Annotated in this window: 23 protein-coding genes; 11 read left to right on the top strand and 12 right to left on the bottom strand. The window is 71.3% G+C overall.

Features of this window, described 5'->3' with window-relative positions; translation table 11 throughout:
• Positions 1-119 precede the first annotated feature (119 nt).
• The gene (ftsH, locus tag ACQUQD_RS18490; RefSeq protein WP_428957596.1) at positions 120-2,135 is read left to right on the top strand and encodes an ATP-dependent zinc metalloprotease FtsH; all 2,016 of its coding nucleotides are present in this window, start codon (positions 120-122) and stop codon (positions 2,133-2,135) included.
• A 99-nt stretch (positions 2,136-2,234) separates the two neighbouring features.
• Entirely contained in the window at positions 2,235-2,840 is a 606-nt protein-coding gene (gene folE / locus ACQUQD_RS18485; RefSeq protein ID WP_428953206.1) for a GTP cyclohydrolase I FolE, read from the top strand.
• Positions 2,841-2,961: 121 nt separating this feature from the next.
• Here the strand turns inward: folE and ACQUQD_RS18480 are convergent, their stop codons facing one another.
• The 6 genes from ACQUQD_RS18480 to ACQUQD_RS18455 form a co-directional block, all read right to left on the bottom strand.
• Entirely contained in the window at positions 2,962-3,444 is a 483-nt protein-coding gene (locus ACQUQD_RS18480) for a DUF3180 domain-containing protein (protein ID WP_428953205.1), read from the bottom strand.
• Positions 3,445-3,499: 55 nt separating this feature from the next.
• A complete protein-coding gene (gene folK, locus ACQUQD_RS18475; RefSeq protein ID WP_428953204.1) occupies positions 3,500-4,099 on the bottom strand; it encodes a 2-amino-4-hydroxy-6-hydroxymethyldihydropteridine diphosphokinase in 600 nt (199 codons plus the stop codon).
• Positions 4,096-4,455: a dihydroneopterin aldolase gene (folB, locus tag ACQUQD_RS18470; protein WP_428953203.1), complete on the bottom strand. Its 360-nt coding sequence runs from the start codon at positions 4,453-4,455 to the stop codon at positions 4,096-4,098. Before folB ends, folK begins: the two co-directional genes overlap by 4 nt.
• Before the next feature lie 214 nt (positions 4,456-4,669).
• The gene (locus tag ACQUQD_RS18465; RefSeq protein WP_428953202.1) at positions 4,670-5,191 is read right to left on the bottom strand and encodes a nuclear transport factor 2 family protein; all 522 of its coding nucleotides are present in this window, start codon (positions 5,189-5,191) and stop codon (positions 4,670-4,672) included.
• Complete coding sequence (gene folP / locus ACQUQD_RS18460) at positions 5,188-6,051, bottom strand: dihydropteroate synthase (protein ID WP_428953201.1); 864 nt, start codon at positions 6,049-6,051, stop codon at positions 5,188-5,190. Before folP ends, ACQUQD_RS18465 begins: the two co-directional genes overlap by 4 nt.
• A 139-nt stretch (positions 6,052-6,190) precedes the next feature.
• Positions 6,191-7,957, bottom strand: a complete 1,767-nt coding sequence (locus tag ACQUQD_RS18455) for a phosphatidylglycerol lysyltransferase domain-containing protein (RefSeq protein ID WP_428953200.1) — start codon at positions 7,955-7,957, stop codon at positions 6,191-6,193.
• Between the two features lie 256 nt (positions 7,958-8,213).
• On the opposite strand from ACQUQD_RS18455, the gene ACQUQD_RS18450 reads away from it, so the two are divergent.
• Positions 8,214-9,332 carry an alpha/beta hydrolase gene (locus tag ACQUQD_RS18450; RefSeq protein ID WP_428953199.1) on the top strand — a complete coding sequence of 373 codons (1,119 nt, stop codon included), beginning with the start codon at positions 8,214-8,216 and terminating at the stop codon, positions 9,330-9,332.
• Between the two features lie 66 nt (positions 9,333-9,398).
• Here the strand turns inward: ACQUQD_RS18450 and ACQUQD_RS18445 are convergent, their stop codons facing one another.
• Positions 9,399-10,562, bottom strand: coding sequence for an ABC transporter ATP-binding protein (locus ACQUQD_RS18445; RefSeq protein WP_428953198.1), 1,164 nt, complete (start codon positions 10,560-10,562; stop codon positions 9,399-9,401).
• 195 nt (positions 10,563-10,757) lie between these two features.
• Between ACQUQD_RS18445 and ACQUQD_RS18440 the strand changes: the two genes are divergently transcribed.
• The 4 genes from ACQUQD_RS18440 to ACQUQD_RS18425 all read left to right on the top strand — a co-directional run bounded on the left by ACQUQD_RS18440 (position 10,758) and on the right by ACQUQD_RS18425 (position 14,297).
• Positions 10,758-11,495, top strand: coding sequence for an ABC transporter permease (locus ACQUQD_RS18440; RefSeq protein WP_428953197.1), 738 nt, complete (start codon positions 10,758-10,760; stop codon positions 11,493-11,495).
• Positions 11,492-12,160, top strand: coding sequence for an ABC transporter permease (locus ACQUQD_RS18435; protein WP_428953196.1), 669 nt, complete (start codon positions 11,492-11,494; stop codon positions 12,158-12,160). The genes ACQUQD_RS18440 and ACQUQD_RS18435 overlap by 4 nt, the downstream gene beginning before the upstream one ends.
• Positions 12,161-12,305: 145 nt before the next feature.
• The gene (locus ACQUQD_RS18430) at positions 12,306-13,274 is read left to right on the top strand and encodes an ABC transporter substrate-binding protein (protein WP_428953195.1); all 969 of its coding nucleotides are present in this window, start codon (positions 12,306-12,308) and stop codon (positions 13,272-13,274) included.
• Positions 13,275-13,439: 165 nt separating this feature from the next.
• Positions 13,440-14,297: a hypothetical protein gene (locus ACQUQD_RS18425; protein ID WP_428953194.1), complete on the top strand. Its 858-nt coding sequence runs from the start codon at positions 13,440-13,442 to the stop codon at positions 14,295-14,297.
• A gap of 147 nt (positions 14,298-14,444) precedes the next feature.
• On the opposite strand, the gene ACQUQD_RS18420 is transcribed toward ACQUQD_RS18425, so the two are convergent.
• Both ACQUQD_RS18420 and ACQUQD_RS18415 read right to left on the bottom strand, forming a co-directional pair.
• The gene (locus tag ACQUQD_RS18420) at positions 14,445-15,797 is read right to left on the bottom strand and encodes a PH domain-containing protein (protein WP_428953193.1); all 1,353 of its coding nucleotides are present in this window, start codon (positions 15,795-15,797) and stop codon (positions 14,445-14,447) included.
• Positions 15,794-16,318 (bottom strand): PH domain-containing protein, encoded by a 525-nt coding sequence (locus ACQUQD_RS18415; protein WP_428953192.1) that lies wholly within the window; start codon positions 16,316-16,318, stop codon positions 15,794-15,796. The genes ACQUQD_RS18420 and ACQUQD_RS18415 overlap by 4 nt, the downstream gene beginning before the upstream one ends.
• A 31-nt stretch (positions 16,319-16,349) precedes the next feature.
• Here ACQUQD_RS18415 and ACQUQD_RS18410 point away from each other — a divergent pair, with 31 nt between their 5' ends.
• Positions 16,350-17,501 (top strand): NADH-quinone oxidoreductase subunit D, encoded by a 1,152-nt coding sequence (locus tag ACQUQD_RS18410; protein ID WP_428953191.1) that lies wholly within the window; start codon positions 16,350-16,352, stop codon positions 17,499-17,501.
• Here ACQUQD_RS18410 and ACQUQD_RS18405 read toward each other — a convergent pair.
• On the bottom strand, positions 17,466-18,491 hold the full coding sequence (locus ACQUQD_RS18405; RefSeq protein ID WP_428953190.1) for an SAM-dependent methyltransferase: 1,026 nt from the start codon (positions 18,489-18,491) through the stop codon (positions 17,466-17,468). The genes ACQUQD_RS18410 and ACQUQD_RS18405 overlap by 36 nt on opposite strands.
• A 118-nt stretch (positions 18,492-18,609) precedes the next feature.
• Here ACQUQD_RS18405 and ACQUQD_RS18400 point away from each other — a divergent pair, with 118 nt between their 5' ends.
• Complete coding sequence (locus ACQUQD_RS18400; RefSeq protein ID WP_428953189.1) at positions 18,610-19,812, top strand: sensor histidine kinase; 1,203 nt, start codon at positions 18,610-18,612, stop codon at positions 19,810-19,812.
• A gap of 55 nt (positions 19,813-19,867) precedes the next feature.
• Complete coding sequence (locus tag ACQUQD_RS18395) at positions 19,868-20,539, top strand: response regulator transcription factor (protein WP_428953188.1); 672 nt, start codon at positions 19,868-19,870, stop codon at positions 20,537-20,539.
• Positions 20,540-20,553: 14 nt separating this feature from the next.
• On the opposite strand, the gene ACQUQD_RS18390 is transcribed toward ACQUQD_RS18395, so the two are convergent.
• The gene (locus ACQUQD_RS18390; RefSeq protein ID WP_428953187.1) at positions 20,554-21,660 is read right to left on the bottom strand and encodes a DUF5937 family protein; all 1,107 of its coding nucleotides are present in this window, start codon (positions 21,658-21,660) and stop codon (positions 20,554-20,556) included.
• Positions 21,661-21,832: 172 nt separating this feature from the next.
• Here ACQUQD_RS18390 and ACQUQD_RS18385 point away from each other — a divergent pair, with 172 nt between their 5' ends.
• On the top strand, positions 21,833-22,054 hold the full coding sequence (locus tag ACQUQD_RS18385) for a hypothetical protein (protein ID WP_428953186.1): 222 nt from the start codon (positions 21,833-21,835) through the stop codon (positions 22,052-22,054).
• Between the two features lie 7 nt (positions 22,055-22,061).
• On the opposite strand, the gene ACQUQD_RS18380 is transcribed toward ACQUQD_RS18385, so the two are convergent.
• Positions 22,062-23,222 carry a threonine aldolase family protein gene (locus ACQUQD_RS18380; RefSeq protein WP_428953185.1) on the bottom strand — a complete coding sequence of 387 codons (1,161 nt, stop codon included), beginning with the start codon at positions 23,220-23,222 and terminating at the stop codon, positions 22,062-22,064.
• Between the last annotated feature and the right edge of the window lie 69 nt (positions 23,223-23,291).

Below are 23,291 nucleotides of genomic sequence, written 5' to 3'. Positions count from 1 at the left end.
CCTGCGGCGTCGGGTGACAATGCTGGGGTACCGTCCGAAGAACAGTTCTTCAAACAGCTTCAAACAGCCTTATCAAACTCACTATGGCAGGAGGGACGGGGCGGCACCGCTCCGTATGGATGGACGTGAAGCGATACTTCCGTGGGCCGGTCATGTGGATCGTGCTGGCCGTCCTTGCCGTGGTCGTGTTGATGCAGGTCGTCGGTTCGTCCGGCGGCTACAAGACGGTGGACACCGGCCAGGTCATTCAGGCCATTCACGACAACAAGGTGCAGTCGGCCAAGCTGACCACCGGCGATGAAAACACCATCAAGGTCGAGCTGAAGGACGGCCAGAAGGTCGAGGGCTCGGACAAGATCCAGGCCAGCTACATCGGCGACCAGGGCGTCGAGGTGGCCAAGGACCTGCAGGCCAGGTTCGAGGACAAGCAGATCACCGACGGGTACACCGTTTCCCCGTCGAAGCAGAACCCCTTCGTGGGCATCCTGCTGTCCCTGCTGCCCTTCGTCCTCATCGTGGTCGTCTTCCTGTTCCTGATGAATCAGATGCAGGGCGGCGGCTCCCGAGTGATGAACTTCGGGAAGTCCAAGGCCAAGCTCATCACCAAGGACACCCCGAAGACGACGTTCGCCGACGTGGCGGGCTCGGACGAGGCCGTCGAGGAACTCCACGAGATCAAGGAGTTCCTGCAGGAGCCGGCCAAGTTCCAGGCCGTCGGCGCCAAGATCCCCAAGGGCGTGCTGCTGTACGGCCCGCCCGGTACCGGTAAGACGCTGCTCGCGCGCGCCGTCGCCGGTGAGGCCGGGGTGCCGTTCTACTCGATCTCCGGTTCCGACTTCGTCGAGATGTTCGTCGGTGTCGGTGCCTCCCGTGTCCGTGACCTCTTCGAGCAGGCCAAGGCGAACGCTCCGGCGATCGTCTTCGTCGACGAGATCGACGCGGTCGGCCGTCACCGCGGCGCCGGCCTCGGCGGCGGTCACGACGAGCGCGAGCAGACGCTGAACCAGCTGCTCGTCGAGATGGACGGCTTCGACGTGAAGGGCGGCGTCATCCTGATCGCCGCCACGAACCGGCCCGACATCCTCGACCCGGCGCTGCTGCGTCCCGGCCGCTTCGACCGCCAGATCGCGGTCGACCGCCCGGACATGCAGGGCCGTCTGGAGATCCTCAAGGTTCACCAGAAGGGCAAGCCCGTCGCACCCGACGTCGACCTGTCGGCCGTCGCGCGCCGCACCCCGGGCTTCACGGGTGCCGATCTGTCGAACGTGCTGAACGAGGCCGCGCTGCTCACGGCCCGCTCGGACAAGAAGCTGATCGACAACGTGATGCTCGACGAGGCGATCGACCGTGTGGTCGCGGGCCCGCAGAAGCGGACCCGGATCATGTCGGACAAGGAGAAGAAGATCACCGCGTACCACGAGGGCGGTCACGCCCTGGTCGCGGCGGCTTCGCCGAACTCCGACCCGGTCCACAAGATCACGATCCTCTCCCGAGGCCGTGCTCTGGGCTACACGATGGTGCTGCCGGACGAGGACAAGTACTCGACCACGCGCAACGAGATGCTCGACCAGCTCGCCTACATGCTGGGCGGCCGCGCGGCCGAGGAGCTCGTCTTCCACGACCCGACGACCGGCGCCGCCAACGACATCGAGAAGGCCACCGGTACGGCCCGCGCGATGGTCACGCAGTACGGCATGACCGAGCGGCTCGGCGCGATCAAGTTCGGCGGTGACAACACCGAGCCCTTCCTGGGCCGCGAGATGGGTCACCAGCGCGACTACTCGGAAGAGGTCGCCGCGCTCGTCGACGAAGAGGTCAAGAAGCTCATCGAGACCGCGCACAACGAGGCCTGGGAGATCCTCGTCGAGAACCGCGACGTTCTCGACAACCTGGTCCTCGCGCTGCTCGAGAAGGAGACGCTGAACAAGGAGCAGATCGCCGAGATCTTCGCTCCGATCGTGAAGCGTCCGGCCCGCCCCGCGTGGACCGGCTCCTCCCGCCGCACCCCCTCGACCCGCCCGCCGGTGCTCTCCCCCAAGGAGCTGTCGCTGACGAACGGGGCGAACGGATCGGCGCCCGCCATCGAGACCACCACCCCGGTGGACACGGTGAAGGAAGAGCGTCCCGAGAGCTGACTCAGGGCCCGGAATGCATGCCGCGTCCCCCACGCTTTACGGTGTGGGGGACGCGGCTTTTTGCGCTGCCGCGCCGGTTCATACGAGAAGAGGCACCAGATGACCGACCCGGTGACGCTGGACGGCGAGGGCCCGATCGGCGAGTTCGACGAGAAGCGGGCCGAGAACGCTGTGCGCGAGTTGCTCATCGCGGTCGGTGAGGACCCGGACCGTGAGGGTCTGCTGGAGACCCCGGCGCGCGTCGCTCGCGCGTACAAGGAGATCTTCGCCGGTCTGTGGCAGAAGCCCGAGGACGTCCTGACGACGACGTTCGACCTGGGCCACGACGAGATGGTCCTGGTGAAGGACATCGAGGTCCAGTCGAGCTGTGAGCACCATCTGGTGCCGTTCGTGGGTGTCGCGCACGTCGGCTACATACCGTCGACCGACGGCAAGATCACGGGGCTGTCGAAGCTGGCCCGCCTCGTCGACGTCTACGCCCGCCGCCCGCAGGTCCAGGAGCGGCTGACGACGCAGATCGCGGACTCCCTGATGGAGATCCTGGAGCCGCGCGGCGTCATCGTCGTCGTGGAGTGCGAGCACATGTGCATGACGATGCGCGGGGTACGGAAGCCCGGCGCCAAGACCATCACGTCGGCGGTCCGCGGTCAGCTGCGGGATCCGGCCACTCGGGCCGAGGCGATGAGCCTGATCATCGGGCGCTGAGCGGAACCAGCCCCGCCGGCGCTTGAGGAGCGGGGGTCCGGGGCCGCAGCCCCGTCTCGCTCGCCGTCTCGGCGCCGCCGGGGCTGCTCACGCCGTCAGCCGCGCCCCTTCAGGGCGCGGCTCACGCAGTCGGCGCCGCGCTCTCCGTGTCGTCGTCCTCCGGCAGCCTGCACACCCGCTCCAGGAAGAGCGCGGCCGCTATCACCGCGATGCCGGCGAGGACCGAGAAGCCGGCGTAGATCGCCTGGTCGCGGCGGGACGGGATGTCGAGGGACTCCAGCAGGAACGCCCCGGCTCCGCCGTACATCCCCGCCACCAGCGCCGCGACCAGCGCGCTGGCCTGTCCGAAGACGAGCGCCCGGGCGGCCATCATCGGGTCGACGCCCTTCGCCTCCGGCCGGCGCTCGCGCTGGGCGCGCAGCCGGGAGCGGATGGACAGGGCCGTCGCGAGCAGTACGACGGCGATCACCGCCAGCACGATGGGTGCCGCGAGCGGGACCCGTGGCAGTGTGCCGAGCGAGTCCCACAGCCGGGCGCCGGCCCAGGACAGGACCCCGGCGACCACGAAGAGGCCGGCCAGAGTCCTGATGCGCAGTTGCTTCATCCCCGTTGGTCGCCCCTCACGTGTGTCCTCGGCCCTGCCCGCTAGACCTTAACGATTACTCGGGCAGCCGGAGTTCCAGGTCGGCGCGCGGCGCCACCCCGTCGCGGGTCACGACGCCGAGCAGCTGGGCGACGGCGCCGCGGCCGGGCAGCTGGGCCTCCGGCTCCACGTCGTGCCAGGGCGCCAGCACGAACGCCCGCTCGTGGGCCCGCGGGTGCGGCAGCGTCAGCGTCGGGTCGTCCGAGACCACATCGGCGTACGCGACGATGTCGACGTCGATGGTGCGCGGTCCCCAGCGCTCGTCGCGCACGCGGTGGAAGGCCTCCTCGACCGCGTGGGCGCGCTCCAGGAGCGAGACGGGCGGGAGCGTCGTCTTCAGGACCACGACCGCGTTGAAGTAGGACGGCTGCGAGCCCGGCTCGACGCCCCAGGGCTCCGTCTCGTACACGGGGGAGACGGCTTTGACGCGGACGCCGGGGGTGTCCTCCAGGGCGTCGACGGCGCCCTGGAGGGTCTCCAGGCGGTTGCCCAGGTTCGAGCCGAGGGAGAGCACGGCCCGCTTCGGGTTGGAGAGCGTGGTGTCGGCGGCATCCACCTGCTCCACCACGGAGGTTGGAACCGGCTGGACGGTCGGGTCGCTGTGAGTCATGTTCATACTCGGCTCCGGGTGATGGTGACGGTCACGTCGTCGAAGGGCACGGTGATCGGTGCGTCCGGCTTGTGGACGCAGACCTCGACCTCCTGGACCCCTTCGTGCTTCAGGCAGGTCTGGGCGATGCGCTCGGAGAGCGTCTCGATGAGGTCGACGGGCTCGCCCTCCACGACGGCCACGACCTCCTCCGCCACGATGCCGTAGTGCACGGTCTTCGCCAGGTCGTCGTCGGCCGCCGCCGCCCGGGTGTCCAGTCCGAGCACCAGGTCCACGATGAAGGTCTGGCCCTCCTCGCGCTCCTTCGGGAAGACGCCATGGTGCCCGCGGGCCTTGAGGCCGCGCAGCGCGACACGATCCACGCGAATCACTCCTGCAGTCGTCGGTAGAGGCCGGTCCTGTCGATGTGCGGTCGACACGACGGCCTTCGATCGAATCTACCTGCGAGCACTGACATCGCTCGCCCGCGGGGGCTATGGACAAAGGCGGCCCCCGGCTGGTAGCCGCCCATACCCCGGCGTGCGGGAAACCAACCTCGCGCCGGGATTTCGGGCCCCTCCGGGGGCGCTTACCCACTCAGCCGGGTGACCCGTCGTCCTCCGCGTTGTCGGCGGTGTCGGATTCGTCATCCGCGTCCGCGAGCACCGGCGAGGCGTGGTGCGACCACAGCTTCCAGCCGTCGCGGGTGCGCCGGAACAGATTCGTCGCGACGACGCGCTGGCCGACGAGCGGGCCGAGCTCGTCGCCCTCCTCGGGGGCGGGGCCGCCGCTGAGGATGTTCTCCGTGCAGGTCACCAGCGCGGTGTCGGCGACGACGCTGATGTGCACATCGGTGAGGAAGAACTGGATGTACTCGGTGTTCGCCATGATCAGCGCGTAGCTGCGCAGCACCTCGCCGCGTCCGGTGAGCACCGGCCAGCCGGGGTGGACGCAGCTGATGGAGGTGTCCTCGGCGTCGTCCGGGTCGGCGTCCTCGGCGTACGCGACGTCCTCGGGGGCCAGCCACAGGGACGTCAGCTCCTCGAAGTCGCCGCGCTCCATGGCCTCGTAGTAGGCGCGGTTGGCGTCGTCGACGGCCTGGGTGTCGGTCCCGGTCACAGGGCTCCCTCGACGGCGCGGGCCACCCGGACCGCGTCGGCGGTGGCCCGCACCTCGTGGACGCGGACCGCCCAGGCGCCGGTGTGCGCGGCGATCGCCGAGACGGCGGCGGTGGCGGCGTCGCGCTCGCGCGCGGGCGGCGGGGCGCCCTCCTCGCCGGCCAGTACGTGGCCGAGGAACCGCTTGCGGGAGGCCGCGACCAGGACCGGGTGACCCAGCGCGCGGAGCCGGTCGAGGTGGGCGAGGAGGGCGAGGTCGTGGTCGGCCTCCTTGGAGAAGCCGAGGCCCGGGTCGACGACGATGTGGTCGGGAGCGATGCCGCCCTCGATGATCGCCTCCACGCGCGCGTGCAGCTCGTTCACGACTTCGGAGACGACGTCCTTGTAGGTGCCCCGTACGGTGGCGCCCTCCAGGAAGCCGCGCCAGTGCATCACCACGAAGGGCGCGCCCGCCGCGGCCACGGTCGGGATCATCGCCGGGTCGGCGAGGCCGCCGCTGACGTCGTTGACCAGGGCCGCGCCCGCCGCGAGGGACTGTTCGGCGACGCAGGCGCGCATCGTGTCGACCGAGACCGTGACGCCTTCGGCGGCGAGTCCGCGGACGACGGGGATGACGCGCTTGAGCTCCTCGTCCTCGTCGACGCGGGTGGCGCCGGGGCGGGTGGACTCGCCGCCGACGTCCACGAGGTCGGCGCCCTGGGCGACCAGGTCCAGGCCGTGCTTGATCGCGGCGGTGGTGTCGAACCAGCGGCCCCCGTCCGAGAAGGAGTCGGGCGTCACATTGACGACTCCCATGACCGCGCAGCGGTCCCAGACGGGGAGGTGGGCTACGTGGCCGCGGTGGACCTGCGACGTGCTCATGTCTTCCAGCCTAGAGCCGGAAACGGGGTGCCTGCGCCGTGCGGGCGGCTTCCGGCTCGGGCGGTGGCCCCGCGTCACCGGCCGCGGGTTCGTCGTGGTCGCTCACGCGGTTCCCCGCGCCCCTGAGTGACGCCTTCGCTCAGGCGGCCCGTACCTCGCGCTCCTGATGGTCGTGGGCGCACGGCCGCGGCTCCGGGGTCCGGCGGCGCAGCGGCCGCGGCAGCCGCAGGTGCACGAAGCCCTCCGCCTGCATGGCCGCCCAGCCGATCCTCGGCAGGTCCTTCGGGGAGCGGTAGACGACGAAGCGGGGGTCCCAGCGGGGCCGGAACTTGGCGTTGAACTTGTAGAGCGACTCGATCTGGAACCAGCGGGAGAGGAAGACGAGCAGCCCCCGCCAGGCGCGCAGGACCGGGCCGGCACCGATCTTCTCGCCGCGGGCGAGCGCCGAGCGGAACATCGCGAAGTTGAGCGAGACGTGGGTGATGCCCAGTTTCGGGGCGGCCTGGAGGGCGGCCACGATGAGCAGCTCGTTCATCCCGGGGTCGGCCGTGCGGTCGCGGCGCATCAGGTCGAGGGAGACGCCGTCGGTGCCCCAGGGGACGAAGTGGAGGACCGCTTTGAGGTCTCCGTAGGGGCCGGATCCGTGCGCGTCGCTCTTGTGGGCCGTCGCGATCAGACAGGAGCCGTCCGTCTCGTCACCGATGCGGCCGAGCGCCATGGAGAAGCCGCGCTCGGTGTCGGTGCCGCGCCAGTCCTCGGCGGCGCGGCGGACGCGGTCCAGTTCGGCGGGGGCGAGGTCACGGATGCGCCGGACCCGTGTCTCGTAGCCATTGCGCTCGATCCTTTTGACCATCTGGCGCACGTTGCGCATCGCCCGCCCGGTCAGGGAGAAATCCGCGACGTCCACCACCGCCTCGTCACCCAGCTCGAGAGCGTCCAGGCCGGTCTCGCGGGTCCACACCTCGCCGCCCGTCTCGGAGCAGCCCATGACGGCCGGGGTCCAGGAGTGGGCCCGTGCCTCGTCCATGAAGCGCTCGATGGCGCCGGGCCATGCCTCCACGTCGCCCACGGGGTCGCCGCTGGCGAGCATCACGCCGGAGACGACGCGGTAGCAGACGGCCGCCTTGCCGCTGGGGGAGAACACCACCCCCTTGTCGCGGCGGAGCGCGAAGTGCCCCAGGGAGTCGCGGGCGCCGTGCTTGTCCAGCAGGGCGCGCAGTTTCGTCTCGTCGTCCTCGGTCAGACGCGCGGCCGGGTGCTCGGGGCGGAACGCGAGGTACATCGTGGTGAGGGCCGTGACCATGCCGAGCGCGCCGAGCGAGACGGCGACCGTGTGCGAGGTGCGGCCCGCGTAGTCGAGGGGTCCGTCGATGCCGAACAGGCCGTACAGGACGTGCTCCAGACGGTCGGCCAGGCTGGGGTCGCCGACGAGCCGGCGCGGGTGGGCGCTGACGACGGCGAGGCCGAGCAGGATCGAACCGGCGCCCATGAGGACGAAGTTGGCGAGGGCGCGCCAGCGGCTGCGCGGGTCGGGCAGCGCGGCGAACTGGTCGCGGTGCCGGGTGAGCAGCCACAGGAGCAGCAGCGGGATCACGACGCCCGCGAACGAGTGCCGGTACGCGAACTGCGCGCAGGCCCCGAACGGCAGCAGGACGACGGCCGCCCGCCAGGCCCGCCGCTTGCGGCGCCGCAGGCCGTGCGCGAGCAGGAGCAGCAGGACGCCGCTGCTGAGCGCGAGGGCGGCGGCGAACGGGCCGAGCGTGCCCGGCAGCACCTCGGCGAGGGTGTGCATCCGGCTGTGCCGGAAACGGGGGAAGACGCCGGCCGCGATGTCCAGGAGCCCGACCAGGATGCAGGCTCTGGCGATCAGGGCCGGCACTGCCTCCGGACGGGGGCCACGCACCATGCGCCTCACCCGGCCCGGAACCCCTCGCGAGCTTTCCGCATCTATCCTGACGAACATCGCATTCCCGTAGTTCTGCGAGAAACGTGAACGCGGTGCCAAATCCGGCATCCCGCGACTTGCGACCTCTAGGACGAGGGGAGGGGGAGCCGGGTTCACTCCCAGCCGGAAAATCACCGCAAAGGGTGCGGCAAGGGTGGGGAAAGCCGTCCTCGGCGTCCGCACGGGCGGCCGTCAACTCGTAGGCAGGAAACGTCCCATGGGTCTCACGAGCCACACAGCGCTGGGTCTCGCGGTGCTGCTCGCCGTGGTCCTGTTCTTCGGCACCGTGCTGCTCTGGCCGCGTCTGGCGAATCGTTCCTGGCGGTCCGTCACCGGACGTGTGGGCCTGCTCCTCGGCACTCAGGTGGCGATCTTCGCGGCGGTCGGGCTCGCCGCCAACCAGGCGTTCGGCTTCTACGCGACCTGGGCCGACCTCTTCGGACAGGAGCAGGGGCAGGGGGTGGTGAGCGACCACGACGTGGCCGCGCGCGGCGGACCGGTGCAGGTCCGCTCCAGCCAGGACATGGCGGTGTCCGGCGGAACGCGGCCGAGCGTCGGCGGTCAGCTGCAGAAGGTCGACCTCGTCGGCCGGGTGTCGCACATCGCCGCCCCCGCGTACGTCTACCTGCCGCCGGAGTACTTCCAGCCGCGGTACGCCCACCGCACGTTCCCCGCGTCCGTCGTCCTGACCGGCTACCCCGGGACCGCCCGGGCGCTCGTCAAAGGCCTGCACTATCCGCAGACCGCCCAGGCGCTGGCGAAGGCGGGCAGGATGCCGCCGATGATCCTGGTGATGCTGCGGCCGACCGTGGCGCCGCCGCGCGACACCGAATGCGTGGACGTGCCCGGCGGACCGCAGACGGAGACGTTCTTCGCCAAGGACCTGCCCGACGAGGTGGCGGCCCACTACAGGGTGGGCAGGAAGCCCGGCGGCTGGGGCATCGTCGGTGACTCCACAGGCGGGTACTGCGCCTTGAAGGTGGCCATGCACCACCCCGACGTCTACGGAGCGGGCGCCGGCCTGTCCGCGTACTACAAGGCGCCCCTCGACCCGACGACGGGCGATCTCTTCCACGGGAGCGTGCCGTTGCGGAACCGGGCGGACCTCATGTGGTCCCTGGACCACCTGCCGCCGCCCGCGACGTCCCTCCTGGTGACCAGCAGCAAGCACGGCGAGAGCAACTACAAGGACACGCTCCGGTTCATCGACAAGGTGAAGTCGCCCACGCGCGTGTCGTCGATCGTCCTCGACAGCGGTGGGCACAACTTCAACACGTGGCGCCGGGAGATCCCGGCGACGCTGGAATGGCTGGGCCGGCGCATCGGCGACAAGTAGGCGCCCAGGTGAGCGACGTACGCGGACGCCTACTCCTTAGGCACCTACTCCTTAGGCACCGACTGCTTACTTGAGGAGTGGCTCCACCGTCTCCAGTTCGACCTCCGCGCGCGGGATGTCCCGCGCGTCCGCGGCCGTGGAGCGGCGCAGCGCCTCGTGCAGCCTGGCCGGCGTCAGGACCCCCAGGAAGCGGCCCTCGGAGCGCTCGTCGATCACCGCGATCCACCCCGCGTCGTGCTGGAGCATCGTGGCGAACGCCTGCTTGAGGGAGGCGCCGACCGGCAGCCAGGCCTCCATGCGGCGGGCGTGGTCGCGGACGGTGTCGCCCTTCGCGCCGCCCGCGCGCGCGTGCTCGGCGGAGATCCAGCCGTGCAGGTTGTTGTCGTGGTCCAGGACGACGGCCCAGCGGGCGTCGAGGTCCGTCGGCAGCGGGTCGTCGAGGTGCACGACGGGCGGCTGCTCCAGATCGCCCTCCTCGATGGGTGTCACGGACAGACGCTTCAGGCCCCGGTCGGCGCCGACGAAATCGGCCACGTAGTCGGTGGCGGGGGCGCCCAGGACGGCGGAGGGGGTGTCGAACTGCTCGATGCGGCCCTGCCCGTAGACGGCGATCCGGTCACCGAGGCGGACGGCCTCCTCGATGTCGTGCGTGACGAACAGGACGGTCTTGCCGAGCGTCTGCTGCAGGCGCAGGAACTCGGTCTGGAGGTGGTCGCGCACCACCGGGTCGACCGCGCCGAACGGCTCGTCCATCAGCAGCACCGGCGGATCCGCCGCCAACGCCCGGGCCACCCCGACCCGTTGCCGCTGTCCGCCCGAGAGCTGGTCGGGGTAGCGGTCGCCGAACGTCTTCGGGTCCAGGCCGACGAGGTCGAGCAGCTCGGCCGCCCGCTCGCGGGCCGTGGCGCGCTTGACGCCGAGCAGGTGCGGCACGGTCGCCGTGTTGTCCAGCACGGTCTTGTGCGGGAACAGGCCGACCTGCTGGATGACGTATCCGATCCGCCGCCGCAGCTGGACCGGATCGATGGCCGATATGTCGTCGCCGTCGAGGAATATCCGGCCCGCGGTGGGTTCGATGAGCCGGTTCACCATTTTCATCGTCGTGGTCTTGCCGCAGCCCGACGGGCCGACGAGCGTGACCAGTTCGCCCTCGTTCACCTCGAATGACAGGTCGTCGACGGCAGTGGTGCCGTCCGCGTACTGCTTGCTGACGTGCTCGAACCGGATCATGAGACCCCATTCTGCCGGGACAGGGCCGGGTTGGGGACGGCCGGGCAAGGCAGTCATGTGAAGGGAATGTTGCGGGGAGGGGGCGGGTCTCGGCCATTGTCAGTGGTGGCCGCTAGGGTCGTCGGCAGTCGGAACGTGCGTGCGCAGGTACGGACGACTGACATACGTTCGGGGAATCGGGGGAGGCGGGGCGGGGTGAGCGAGCAGAACTGCCTGGTGGCCAATGACTGGGTGTGCGGGGAGTATCTGCGCACCCGCAGCCAGGAATTGGTGGACGCGACCGTCCAGCATGTGGGGATCACGGTGTCCTCGGTGGCGATCGGCGTCCTGATCGCCTTCCCGCTCGCGCTGCTCGCGCGGCGCAAGCGGGCATTCGCGGGACCGGTGCTCGGTCTGACGACCGTGTTCTACTCGATTCCCTCGCTGGCGATGTTCTCGCTGCTGCTGCCCCTTTTCGGGCTCTCGATCTCCTTGGTGGTCACCGGGCTCGTCCTGTATTCGCTGACGATTCTCGTGCGCAACATATTGGCGGGACTGCAGTCCGTGCCCGAGGAGGCCAGAGAGGCCGCGCGCGGCATGGGATACGGGCCGGTGCGGCTGCTGTGGGAGGTCGAACTGCCACTGGCGCTGCCGGCGTTGCTGGCCGGCGTGCGCATCGCCACGGTCTCCACGGTGGCGCTGACGACGGTCGGCGCGATCGTCGACTACGGCGGCCTCGGCACGCTGATCCTCGACGGCCTCGACAGTGACTTCAAGGCCCAGGTCCTCACCGCCTCGGTGCTGTGCGTGGTGCTCGCGATCCTCGCCGACCTGCTGCTGCTCGGCGTGCAGCGCCGGCTCACGCCGTGGACGCGGGTGGCGGCCGCGAAGCCGTCGCGCAGGTCCCGCGTCCGCGCGGACGCGACCCCCGCAGAGCCGGAGAAGGTGGCATGAACGCGATATCGGGGGCCTACGACTGGCTGACCACGGGGACCAACTGGCAGGGCGAGAAGGGGGTCTGGCACCGTCTCGCCGAGCACCTGTACTTCAGCGGTGTCGCGCTCGGCATCGCCTGCCTCATCGCGCTGCCGCTCGCCCTGTGGCTCGGGCACATCGGCAAGGGCGGCGCCCTCGCGATCAATGTGTCGAACGTGGGGCGCGCGGTGCCGACGCTGGCCGTCCTCGTGCTGCTGACCCTCACCCCGCTCGGCCGGCACGGAGACATACCGACGCTCATCGCGCTGGTGCTGTTCGCGGTGCCGCCACTGCTGACGAACGCGTACGTGGGCATGCGCGAGGTCGACCGCTCGGTGGTGGAGGCCGCGCGCGGCATGGGCATGAGCGGCCGCCAGGTGTTCGCCCGGGTCGAACTGCCGCTGGCGTACCCGCTGGTGATGACCGGCCTGCGGTCGGCCGCGGTACAGGTGATCGCGACGGCGACGCTGGCCGCGATGGCGGGCGAGGGCGGGCTCGGACGGATCATCACGGCCGGGTTCAACCTTCAGGACACACCGCAGGTGGTGGCGGGCGCCCTGCTCGTCGCCGCGCTCGCGCTGCTCGTGGAGGGCGTGTTCGTGGCGGTGGGGCGGGTGCTCGACCCCATGCGGGGGCGGGCGTGACGACAGCGCGGGTGTGACGACGGGGCGGGCGTGACGACGGATTCCGGGCCCTTTCGCGGGTAGCGGTTCTGTTCTTTGGTTTTGTTCTTGGGTTCGGTTCTTGTCCCTGGATTCCGGCAGTGCGATCAGTGCAACTAGGAGAGCGATGAACAGCAGAGCGCGTCGAATGGCCCTGGCGGCCGTGGCCGTGGGAGCACTGACCGCGGGACTCACCGCGTGCGGTGGCGACAGCCTCGAGGGCAAGGACGATTCGGGCAGTTCGGGCGGCGGTGGCAAGAAGGGCAAGGTCGTCGTCGGCGCCGCGAGTTTCACCGAGGCCAAGGTGCTCGGTGAGCTGTACCGGCAGATATTGGACGACGCCGGGTACGACGCGTCGGTCAAGACGGTCGAGAACCGTGAGATCTACGAGCCGCAGCTCGCCAAGGGCGCCATCGACGTGGTGCCCGAATACGCGGCGACGCTCGCCGAATTCCTCAACCTGAAGAAGAACGGCGCCGACGCGAAGCCCGTCGCGTCCAGCGATGTCGAGGCCACGGTCACCGCTCTGCGGGAACTCGCCGAGCCGGAGGGCCTGAAGGTCCTGGACGCCGGCGGCGCAGTCGACCAGAACGCGTTCGCGGTGAGCGAGTCCTTCGCCAAGAAGCACAACCTCAAGACGCTTTCCGATCTCGGCAAGTCGGGCGAGAAGGTCAAGATCGCGGCCGGTGACGAATGCGAGGAGCGGCCGTTCTGCGCCCCGGGCCTCAAGAAGACGTACGGGATCGACGTCACCGGAATCGACCCCAAGGGCGTCGGCACCACGCAGTCCAAGCAGGCCGTGAAGAACGGTACGGATCAGCTGGTCCTGACGACCACGACCGACGCGACGCTGAAGAACTTCGGTCTCGTCCTGCTGGAGGACGACAAGAAGCTCCAGAACGCGGACAACATCATTCCGGTTGTGAACGCGAAGGACGCCGGCGACAAGGGGATTGCCGACGTTCTCGGGAAGCTGACGAAGACGCTCACGACGGACGATCTGGTCGAGTTGAACCGCAAGGTCGACGCCGAGCGCCAGAAGGAAGCGGACGTCGCGAAGGACTATCTGGAGTCCAAGGGCCTGATCGGTAAGTGATCTTGGCTGAGGTCCGGTGAAGGGAGTGGGGAAGCGAGCGCGGAAGAGGGGCGGAGGAGTAAATGAGCCTCTTCTGGCGTGAGTTCGGTGGTTTCTGTGCCGCCTGTGCCCGTATTTTGCCGGGCGGGGCTTCGCGATTCGCCTACGCGCGGTAAGTTTCTGGCCATGCCACGTGGACGTCACCGCCATTCCCCACCCCTGCACCGCCTGCTGCCGCCCTCGGTGATCGCCGGTGTGCCGCTCGTCTGCGCGGGCGGCGTCTGGCTGTCCGACGATCCGCTCGTGCTGCGCGGCGTCACCGCCGCCGCGGCCGCCGCGGCCGTGATCGGCGCCGTCGTGATGCGCCGCTGGGACCGGCTCGCGGGCAAGCAGGTCGCCGAGCTGACCCGGGGCGCCGCGAGCGAGCGCTGGCGGCACGAGGAGGCCGTGGCGGAGCTGGAGGGCGACCTCGACGAGTCGCGGGAGCTGCGCACCAGGCTGGAGAGCAAGCTGCGCGCGAAGCGCTCCGAGCTGGCGGCGCTGCGCAACGAGCACGCGGCGCTGCTGCGCCGGTACGCGACCGCGGAGACGGAGCGGGCCACCGCCCTGGAGGGCCGCCGTCAGCTCGCGATAGAGGCTGCCGCCCCGCCCAGGGCGCTGCCGCCGGCGCCGGCCCGGCCGGGCCCCGGAGGCGGGGCCACACCTGCTCTGTACCTGCGGGCGAACGCGGCGCTCGACCGGCTCGCGCGGCCGGAGCGGCCCGTCGCCGAGGAGGCCGATTCCCAGGGGAAGTCCCACGCGGCGTCCGGCCACTTCACCGTGCCGGTCGCCGCGGCCGTGGTGCCCGCGGCGCCCGCGCGGAAGATCCCCGAGGGCGGGTTCGACTTCTTCGGGACGAGCGGCGCCGCCGTGGGCCAGGACGAGGATCTGGCCGATGTCGTGGGCGAGGAGGCACTCGCCGAGCAGGAGGTCATCGACCTGACCGCTCATGACGAGACCGAGCAGATCGATGTGGCCGGCCTGAGGTCCGCGCTCCAGGCCTGAGGCCGGCGGTTCAGGCCTGAGATTCGTGAGCTGCTCGCCCCGGGCCCGCGCTGCCGGCCTGAGGTCATGGGCCGTGTGAGGCCATCGGTCGTGCGAGAGGGCGCCCCGCTTCGGCAGGGCGCCCTCTCGTCGTCCGCTCGCGCCTCCTTACGGCGCTTTGCTCATCCAGCGGTCCGGCCGCGCGTCCCTGCGCCCCGTCCGCGACCGGTCGGCCTGCGCCCGCAGCAGCTCCGACGCCTCCTGGACGTCCCTGAGCCGGGCCGTCACCGTCTTGTTGGCGCCGGTGTCGAGGTGCAGATCGGCGACCCGCCAGTACCGCTCCCAGGGGCCCTGGGCGAGGCGCACGCTCTGCACCTTGGCGTGCGGGACCAAGGAGAGATGGCGCCGCAGGAGGCCCTGGCGCGCGGCGAACACCGTCTCCGTGACGGCGACTCCGTAGCCCCGCCACCACAGCGGTACGCACCAGTGGCCCCGGCGGGGCGACGGCGCGAAGTCGGCCGGCTTGGGCACCGCGACGCCCGGCAGGATCCGCGCGATGACGTCCTCGGCGTGCGCGCGGGGAGCCACCGGGACCAGCACGGAGTTCGCGGAGCCCGCGACGTGCAGCTCGACGCGGACCCAGCCGCGGCGCCGCCACAGCAGCGGTTCGACGATGCGCACGGTCTGCACGCGGCCCGGCGGCACCGTCTCGTGCACCCGGTCGAGCAGCCCGTGGTCGATGCGCAGCCCGTCCGGGGACTCGCCGACCGTCCAGTCGTACTCCTTGATGAACCGGCCCGCGCTGTTGGTGAACGCCCCGCCGACCAGCGGCACCCCGACCGCGATCACTGTCCACAGGTTGTGGGTGGCGAACCACAGGAAGGCCGGGACGACGACCGCGGCCAGCAGCATCGCCCAGGGCGCGCCCGTCAGCATCAGGGCCACCGCCAGCATGCGCGGCGGCGTGTGCAGGATCTGCTGCGCCGGGGCCTCGCCCACCTCGTGCGCCGACTCGGGCGCGAACCCGGCCGCGCGGGCCAGAAGCTCGGCACGGAGGTCGCGTGCTTCCTTCTCGCCCAGGTAGGAGAGCTCGTCCTTCTTGTCGGCGCCCACTACGTCGAGTTTCAGCTTGGCCACGCCTACGAAGCGGGCCAGGAGCGGCTGGGTGACGTCGACGGCCTGAAGGCGGTCGAGCCGGATGTGGGCGGTGCGGCGGAACAACAGGCCCGTACGGATGCGCAGTTCGGTGTCCGTCACCGCGAAGTGCGTGAACCACCAGGTGAGGAAGCCGTACAGGGCGGCGGTCGGGACCAGCACGGCCAGGCCGATCGCCAGGGTCGTCGCGGTGAGGTGGGCCAGCTGGCGCTGCGCCTGATCCATGTCGTGGACGGCCCAGCCGAGCAGGACGGCGATCGGCGCCCAGGCCCGGCGCAGCGGCGTGACGGGGTGCAGACGCCGCTCTCGCACGGTGTCGGCGGGCGGCCCGGCCGCGATGTCCTCGGGGACGCGGGAGGCCGTCACAGGCCCGCCGATCGGGCCTCGCCGAGCTCGGTGAGGCGGTCGCGCAGCCGCTCGGCCTCGGCCGGGGCCAGGCCAGGGATCGTCGCGTCGGTGGCGGCGGCCGCGGTGTGCAGCTGCAGGCTGGCCAGGCCGAACTTCCGCTCCAGGGGACCCGAGGTCACCTCGACCAGCTGCATCCGCCCGTACGGCACGATCGTTTCCTCACGCCACAGGACACCGCGGCTGATGAGCAGGTCGTCGGCCCGCTCCGCGTACCGCCACGAGCGCCAGTTGCGGCCCAGCATCGGCCAGCCCCACGCGAGCACGGCCAGCGGCAGCAGCGCGAGGGCCGCCCACGCCGGGCCCGCGAAGAGCCACAGGAGCACCCCGACCGCCGCCGCCAGCGGCACCAGCCAGAGCACCAGCAGCAGGCGGCGCAGGTTCAGCAGGCCCGGCGGCAGCCCCGTCCAGACCGGCTCGGCCTCGGACCGCGCCTCGGCGCCGTCCGCGGGCCCTGTGGCCCCCGTAGTCCCCGTTTCCATACGACCACCCTACGTAGGAGAGACTGTGCGCATGACGCCCACGACTCAGGCCACGGTCGGCATCGGTGGTGCCGCGGAGAGCACCGACATGGTGCTCAACATCGGTCCGCAGCACCCCTCCACCCATGGAGTGCTGCGCCTGCGTCTCGTACTGGACGGCGAGCGGATCCAGCATGCCGAGCCGGTCATCGGCTACATGCACCGCGGCGCGGAGAAGCTCTTCGAAGCGCGCGACTACCGGCAGATCGTGATGCTCGCCAACCGTCACGACTGGCTGTCCGCCTTCTCGAACGAGCTGGGGGTCGTGCTCGCCGTCGAGCGGATGCTCGGCATGGAGGTCCCGGAGCGCGCCGTCTGGCTGCGGACCCTGCTCGCCGAGCTCAACCGTGTGCTGAACCATCTGATGTTTCTGGGTTCGTACCCGCTCGAACTGGGCGGAATCACTCCGGTCTTCCACGCCTTCCGTGAGCGCGAGGAACTCCAGAACGTCATGGAGGAGGTCTCCGGCGGGCGCATGCACTACATGTTCAACCGCGTCGGCGGCCTCAAGGAGGACCTGCCGCTCGGCTGGACGGGACGCGCGCGTGCCGCCGTCGCGGACGTGCGCTCCCGCATGGACGTCTACGACCGCCTGGTCCTCGGCAACGAGATCTTCCGGGGCCGCACGCGCGGTGTCGGTGTCCTGTCGGCCGAGGCCGCGCACGCCTACGGGGTCAGCGGTCCGATCGCCCGTGCCTCCGGCGTCGACTTCGACCTGCGGCGCGACGAGCCGTACCTCGCCTACGGGGAGCTGCAGGACACCCTGAAGGTCGTCACGCGGCAAGAAGGCGACTGCCTGGCGCGCTTCGAGTGCCTTCTGGAGCAGTCCCACATCGCGCTCGACCTCGCCGACGCCTGCCTGGACCGGCTCGCCGAGCTGCCGCCAGGACCGGTCAACCAGCGCCTCCCGAAGGTCCTCAAGGCGCCCGAGGGCCACACGTACGCGTGGACGGAGAACCCGCTCGGCATCAACGGCTACTACCTCGTCAGCAAGGGCGAGAAGACGCCGTACCGGCTCAAGCTGCGCTCCGCGTCGTACAACAACATCCAGGCACTGACCGAGCTGCTTCCGGGGACTCTGGTCGCCGACATGGTGGCGATCCTCGGGTCACTGTTCTTCGTGGTCGGCGACATCGACAAGTAGGGCCCCCTCGGGCAGGCCCACCGGCTCCATGAGCCAGCCGAAGTCGCCGAGCCCGCCGCGGGCCGTCAGCTCCGCGGCCTCTCCCGCCCGCGTGAGCGCCCGGACGTACGCGGCCGGATCCTGGGACGCGAGCGCGAGCGGCGGGCGCCCCGCGCCGACGCCCAGGGCGCGCAGGGCGGCACGCTGCGGGACGACGCGGGCCCCGGAGGTCACCGCGCAGGCGTCCAGGGCCACATGGGCCGTGATGTCGCGGGAGCCGTCGGGCACGGGCGGGGTCTCGCGGCCGTCCCGGAAACCCGTGAGCGTGCCGAAGGGCGGGCGCGTCCCGCGCGTGTGGGCGTAGTCGACGGCCACCGCGAGGCCGCGCTCCACGGTGCGCACGGCCGCCGCCCACGCCTCGTCGCGGGGCAGCCCCACCTCGGCGCGCAGGCCCTGCTCGGCGGGCAGCGGCCACCAGGCGTCCAGCCAGCGGCGCAGCCGGTCGTCGAGCGGCGCCGCGTCCAGGCTCTCCTCGCCGTCCGCCCGGACGAGCACCAGCCGGGCCGTGCCGTCCGCGTCGGTCTCGACGACGTCCAGGGGCACGTTGTCGAGCCACTCGTTCGCGAAGAGGAGGCCGTGGATCCCGGCCGGCGGCTCGGACCGCCACTCGATCCGGTGATCGAGATCCGCGGGGCGGTCGGCCTTCTCCACCGCGAGGGCACGCACGCGTGCCGCCACGTCCTGCGGCAGCACCTGGAGGACGCCGGAAACCAGCTCGCCGCGCCCCGCCGCCATGTCGACGAACGCCAGCTCGGCCGGTTCACCGAGCGCCGCGTCGACCCGGCACAGCAGCTCGGCCACGGCCTCCGCGAACAGCGCCGACGCGTGCACCGACGTACGGAAGTGTCCGGCCGGTCCCTCGGGCCTGCGATAGAAGCCGTCGGGGCCGTACAATGCCTCTTCCGTGGCCTTGCGCCACCCGCTTCCCGCGCCCTGTTGTACGTTCCTCACGACCGAAGGCTATGCGCAGGGGGCGCATGCGCCTCCACCTTGGGGAGTACGCGCGCCGGGCGCGGATCGGTCCTCCGGTTGACCCCCGCACGCCGAAGCCTTACCTACTCTGGGTTACGTGCAGCGCCTCTACGACTTCCTCCGCAGACACCCGACATGGGTCGACGGCTTCTGGGCCGTGATCCTGTTCGGGATCACGGTCGTGAGCGCCGTCAGTCTGAACGGGCCGACGCTGTACGGGAACATCGCGGCGGGGATCGCGTTCGCCGCCGTGCTGAGCGTGGTCGTCGCGCTGCGCCGCCGGATGCCCGAGCGGATGCTCGTGCTCACGATCGCCGCCGGCCTGGGCCAGCTGGTCTTCGACGCGCAGGTCAACCCGTCGGACTTCGCCATGCTGGTGATCGTCTACACGGTCGCCGCGACCGGTGCCCGCTGGGCGTCCCGGCTCGCCCTGGCCGTGGGCCTGTGCGCGGCGCCGCTGGCGGAGGTGCGCTGGCCCTCGGAGCAGGGCAGCGGTCTCGGGCACATCGCGGTCACCGTCTTCCAGATGGTGCCCTTCGCCCTCGCCTGGGTCCTCGGTGACTCGCTGCGCACGCGCCGCGCCTATCTGGCACAGCTGGAGGAGCGCGCCGCCCGCCTGGAGCGAGAGCGCGAGGCCCAGTCGAAGGTGGCGGTCGCGGCCGAACGGGCGCGCATCGCCCGCGAGTTGCACGACGTCGTCGCGCACAACGTGTCGGTGATGGTCGTCCAGGCCGACGGCGCCGCCTACGTCCTCGACCAGGCGCCCGACCAGGCGAAGAAGGCCCTGGAGACCATCTCCGGCACCGGCCGGCAGGCGCTCGCCGAGATGCGCCGGCTGCTCGGCGTGCTGCGCACCGGCGAGCACGAGGAGGGCGGCGAGTACGTGCCGCAGCCCGACGTCGACCAGATCGAGGACCTCGTCGAGCAGGTGCGCACCGCGGGCCTGCCGGTCGACTTCAAGGTGGAGGGCACCCCGCGCCCGCTGCCCAGCGGCGTCGAGCTGACCGCGTACCGCATCGTGCAGGAGGCCCTCACCAACACCCGCAAGCACGGCGGTCCGAACGCGGGAGCGAGCGTGCGCCTCGTCTACTTCGACGACGGCCTCGGCCTGCTCGTCGAGGACGACGGGAAGGGCGCCCCGCACGAGCTGTACGAGGACGGCGGCGCGGACGGCCGGGGGCACGGCCTGATCGGGATGCGGGAGCGCATCGGTATGGTCGGCGGCACGCTGGACGCGGGCCCGCGCCCCGGCGGTGGCTTCCGTATCAGCGCCCTGCTGCCTTTGAAGCCCGCTCACTGACACGTACCAGCAACTCAGCCCGCACAAGTCGCCACGAGATGTGAGGACCCGCCCGATGTCGATCAAGGTCATGCTCGTCGACGACCAGGTGCTGCTGCGCACCGGCTTCCGGATGGTGCTCGCCGCGCAGCCGGACATGGAGGTCGTCGCCGAGGCGGGCGACGGCGTCGAGGCCATCGAGGTGCTGCGCGCGACGCAGGTGGACGTCGTCCTCATGGACGTCCGCATGCCTAAGCTGGACGGGGTCGAGACGACGCGGCGGATCTGCGCGGACCCGAACCCGCCGAAGGTGCTGATCCTGACGACGTTCGACCTCGACGAGTACGCGTTCTCCGGGCTGAAGGCGGGCGCCTCCGGCTTCATGCTCAAGGACGTGCCGCCCGGCGAGCTGCTCACCGCGATCCGCTCCGTGCACAGCGGCGACGCGGTGGTCGCGCCGTCGACGACGCGGCGGCTGCTCGACCGGTTCGCGCCGATGCTGCCCAGCGGCGCCAAGGAACCGCAGCACAAGCAGCTGGAGCGGCTCACCGAGCGGGAGCGCGAGGTGATGGTCCTGGTCGCCCAGGGCCTGTCGAACGGCGAGATCGCGGCCCGCCTGGTGCTGTCCGAGGCCACCGTGAAGACGCACGTCGGCCGCATCCTCACCAAGCTGGACCTGCGCGACCGCGTCCAGGTCGTCGTCCTCGCCTACGAGACGGGGCTCGTCCGCGCCGGCGGCCACGGCTGAGCCCTCCGGGTGCGCTAACGCAGCACGCCCTCGATGAAGTCGCCGCCGAGCCGCGACACCACGCTCAGGTCCAACTGGTGCTGTACGTAACGGCCCTGGCGCCGCGTCGTGATCAGCCCCGCCTTCTTCAGCACCGACAGGTGCCGGGATATCTCCGGCGCCGACATCCCGTGCGCGTCGGCCAGCTCGCCGGTCGTGTACGAGCCCCGCGCGAGGTGGCGGCACAGCCGCATCCGGACCGGGTGGGCCAGCGCCGACATGCGCAGCGTCAGCTGCTCGACGGACGGCGGCGCCGCGAGCCCCGGCGAGGAGACGGGGTACATGATCACCGGCTGCCACTCGACCCGGTGCAGCACCCACAGATGCGGCCAGCCGAGGCTGGTCGGCGTCAGGACGAGGTCGCCGTCCCCCGTGGCCGTGTGCCCGTCGGAGATCTTGTCGACGGTGATGCTGCGGCCCGGCCCGTCGAGCGAGACGGCCGGCGAGGTCGCCGCGAGGGCCTCACCGAGGCCCTTGCGGCGCAGCAGCTCCGTCTTGTGCCGCGCGTCGGCCGCCAACTGGTGCTGCACACGCGACCACACGTCGGAGAAGAACGCCTCGTCGCAGTCCCGCATCAGCTCGCGGAACCAGGCCCTGATGGCGGGCGGGTCGTCCAGCAGGCGCTTGGTGAACCGCACTTGATGGGTCCCGCGCGCGGCCGCCAGGTCGAGCGCGCGCTCCCGGGCGCGCGGGTCACCGAGCCGGTTCGCGAGCCGGCTCGCATAGGTGGACTGGCAGGTGAACTCCAGGGCCGCGTCCACGAACTGCTCGTCGGACAGCTTGTCGAGCAGGTCGAGCTCCTCGGTGAGCGTGGCGCCGGGGCGGGTGCGCCGCCCGGGGATCCCGGCCGACGGCGTGAAGATGTCCGAGAACGTCGTCCGCCACAGGAAGTCCGCCTCGCACAGCCGGTCCGCCAGGCACGCGTCCAGGCGCGCGGACACACTCGTCGTCCACCCCTGGAGCCCCGGGTGGTGCGCGGGCTCGGCCAGCGCGTGCAGCGCCATGCCGAGCTCGGCCAGGGGCGAGGGCACGACGCCGATGCGCTCGGGCGTCAGGCCCGTGATGTCGATGCTCACGCTCATGCCTCCATGGTGCACGCCGCCACCGACAGCCGGATCGTCGATTGACGGGAGCCGTCAATCGACGTGACCGGCGCGCGGCGCGGGGCGCACTCTCATGGTCGTAGGCCTCGAAGCACAGCAAATGAGCTGATTCCGGGGCGAAGCATGACAATCAAGGGGAGAGGTGTTCGCCATGAACGTCCACCAGCAGTACGCCCTCGACGTGTACCGCGCGGCCCGGCGCGGCGAGCAGCCCGGACCGGTGCCCGGCCTGCACGACCTGGACGCCGTCCGTGAGCTGCGCGACTACCGCCAGTTCCGGGCGGTCCTGGCCGGCCGCCCGGCCCGCGGCCGCATCCGCACGGCCCTGGCCCGCCGCTTCTCCGCCCACCGCGGGCACGCCGCGGGGTGCTGAGCGGCGGCTACGGCCGGCCAGGCAGACGCCGTACGAAGTCCGCGACGGCCGCGCGGACGTCGTCGGCGCTCCACTCCAGGCCGGGACCCGCGACCGTCACCTCGGTGACCGAGAGCCCCGGCACCCTGTCCGACGGCCACCAGCGGCCGAAGAGCAGCGTCCGCGTCTCCTCCGCCTGCGCGACCGCCGCCTCCTGGAGCGCGTCGGCGTCGTGCGGCAGCCAGACCCGGAACTCGTGCGTGTGCGGCACCTCCGGGTGGATCCGCACCCACGGAACCCCGGCCTGCGCGAAGCCCTCCCGCATCGCCCGCGCGACCACGCGCGCGTGCCGCACGTACTCCGGCAGCCTCGGCAGCTCCCGCTCCAGGCCGGCCAGCGCGGCGAGCACCTGCGGGAACTGCGTGAAGACCTGCCCCCCGTAGCGGTGCCGCCAGGCCCTGGCCTCGTCGACGAACGACCGCGGGCCCGCGAGCGCCGCTCCGCTGAGCCCGCCGAGCGTCTTGTAGAACGACACGTAGACGCTGTCCGCGAGCTCCGCGATCTCGTCCAGGGGGCGCCCGAAGTGCTCCGTGCACTCCCACAGGCGGGCCCCGTCGAAGTGCACGACGGCGTCACGCGCGCGTGCCGCCTCGCAGACCTCCTCCAGCTCCTCCCAAGTGGGCAGCACGAAACCGGCGTCCCTGAGCGGCAGTTCGAGCATCAGCGTGCCGAAGGGCTCGCCCAGGGCGTGCACCTCGTCGGCGGTGATCTGGCGCGGCTCGCCCGTGGGGTGCACCGTGCGCAGGCCCGTCACCTGGGCCAGAGCGTCGCGCTCGTGCACCTCGGGGTGGCTCAGCGGGTGCAGGGCCACGGCCGGGTTCCCGGTGCGCCCCGCCCAGCAGCGCAGCGCCACCTGCTGCGCCATCGTGCCGGTCGGGAAGAACGCCGCCGCCTCCTTGCCGAGCAGCCCGGCGACCTTCGCCTCCAGGTCGGCGACGACCCCGTTGCCGTAGAAGTCGAGGTCGCCGTCCAGGTCGGTCACCGTCCCGGCGGCCTGCGTGAGCTGCGCGAGCCGTTCACCCAGCGTCGCCTCGTTCGGCCGCCGCGCCAGCCTGCGCTCCGCGCCCCGCCAGGCCGCGAGCCGCCGCGCGGCCTGCTTCTCTTCCTCGGTCCCGTCCGTGTCGCTCATCCATGGATCATGTCGCACGCGCGTGCGCTTGCCCACAGCCTGTGGACGGCCGAGGCCCGCCCGCCCAGA

Source organism: Streptomyces sp. cg35 (genome assembly GCF_050410835.1).
Classification (GTDB): domain Bacteria; phylum Actinomycetota; class Actinomycetes; order Streptomycetales; family Streptomycetaceae; genus Streptomyces.
This window is presented reverse-complemented; position numbering and strand designations above follow the sequence as displayed.

Excerpts from the sequence above, each read along its gene's own strand:
- ACQUQD_RS18445 (WP_428953198.1), bottom strand. The coding sequence starts at position 10,562 with ATGATCCGGTTCGAGCACGTCAGCAAGCAGTACGCGGACGGCACCACT.
- ACQUQD_RS18415 (WP_428953192.1), bottom strand. The coding sequence starts at position 16,318 with ATGGAAACGGGGACTACGGGGGCCACAGGGCCCGCGGACGGCGCCGAG.
- ACQUQD_RS18395 (WP_428953188.1), top strand. The coding sequence starts at position 19,868 with ATGTCGATCAAGGTCATGCTCGTCGACGACCAGGTGCTGCTGCGCACC.
- folP (WP_428953201.1), bottom strand. The coding sequence starts at position 6,051 with ATGAGCACGTCGCAGGTCCACCGCGGCCACGTAGCCCACCTCCCCGTC.
- ACQUQD_RS18435 (WP_428953196.1), top strand. The coding sequence starts at position 11,492 with ATGAACGCGATATCGGGGGCCTACGACTGGCTGACCACGGGGACCAAC.
- ACQUQD_RS18455 (WP_428953200.1), bottom strand. The coding sequence starts at position 7,957 with ATGGTGCGTGGCCCCCGTCCGGAGGCAGTGCCGGCCCTGATCGCCAGA.
- ftsH (WP_428957596.1), top strand. The coding sequence starts at position 120 with ATGGACGTGAAGCGATACTTCCGTGGGCCGGTCATGTGGATCGTGCTG.
- ACQUQD_RS18380 (WP_428953185.1), bottom strand. The coding sequence starts at position 23,222 with ATGAGCGACACGGACGGGACCGAGGAAGAGAAGCAGGCCGCGCGGCGG.
- ACQUQD_RS18385 (WP_428953186.1), top strand. The coding sequence starts at position 21,833 with ATGAACGTCCACCAGCAGTACGCCCTCGACGTGTACCGCGCGGCCCGG.
- folE (WP_428953206.1), top strand. The coding sequence starts at position 2,235 with ATGACCGACCCGGTGACGCTGGACGGCGAGGGCCCGATCGGCGAGTTC.
- folK (WP_428953204.1), bottom strand. The coding sequence starts at position 4,099 with ATGAACATGACTCACAGCGACCCGACCGTCCAGCCGGTTCCAACCTCC.
- ACQUQD_RS18425 (WP_428953194.1), top strand. The coding sequence starts at position 13,440 with ATGCCACGTGGACGTCACCGCCATTCCCCACCCCTGCACCGCCTGCTG.
- ACQUQD_RS18410 (WP_428953191.1), top strand. The coding sequence starts at position 16,350 with ATGACGCCCACGACTCAGGCCACGGTCGGCATCGGTGGTGCCGCGGAG.
- ACQUQD_RS18430 (WP_428953195.1), top strand. The coding sequence starts at position 12,306 with ATGAACAGCAGAGCGCGTCGAATGGCCCTGGCGGCCGTGGCCGTGGGA.
- ACQUQD_RS18390 (WP_428953187.1), bottom strand. The coding sequence starts at position 21,660 with ATGAGCGTGAGCATCGACATCACGGGCCTGACGCCCGAGCGCATCGGC.
- ACQUQD_RS18480 (WP_428953205.1), bottom strand. The coding sequence starts at position 3,444 with ATGAAGCAACTGCGCATCAGGACTCTGGCCGGCCTCTTCGTGGTCGCC.
- ACQUQD_RS18450 (WP_428953199.1), top strand. The coding sequence starts at position 8,214 with ATGGGTCTCACGAGCCACACAGCGCTGGGTCTCGCGGTGCTGCTCGCC.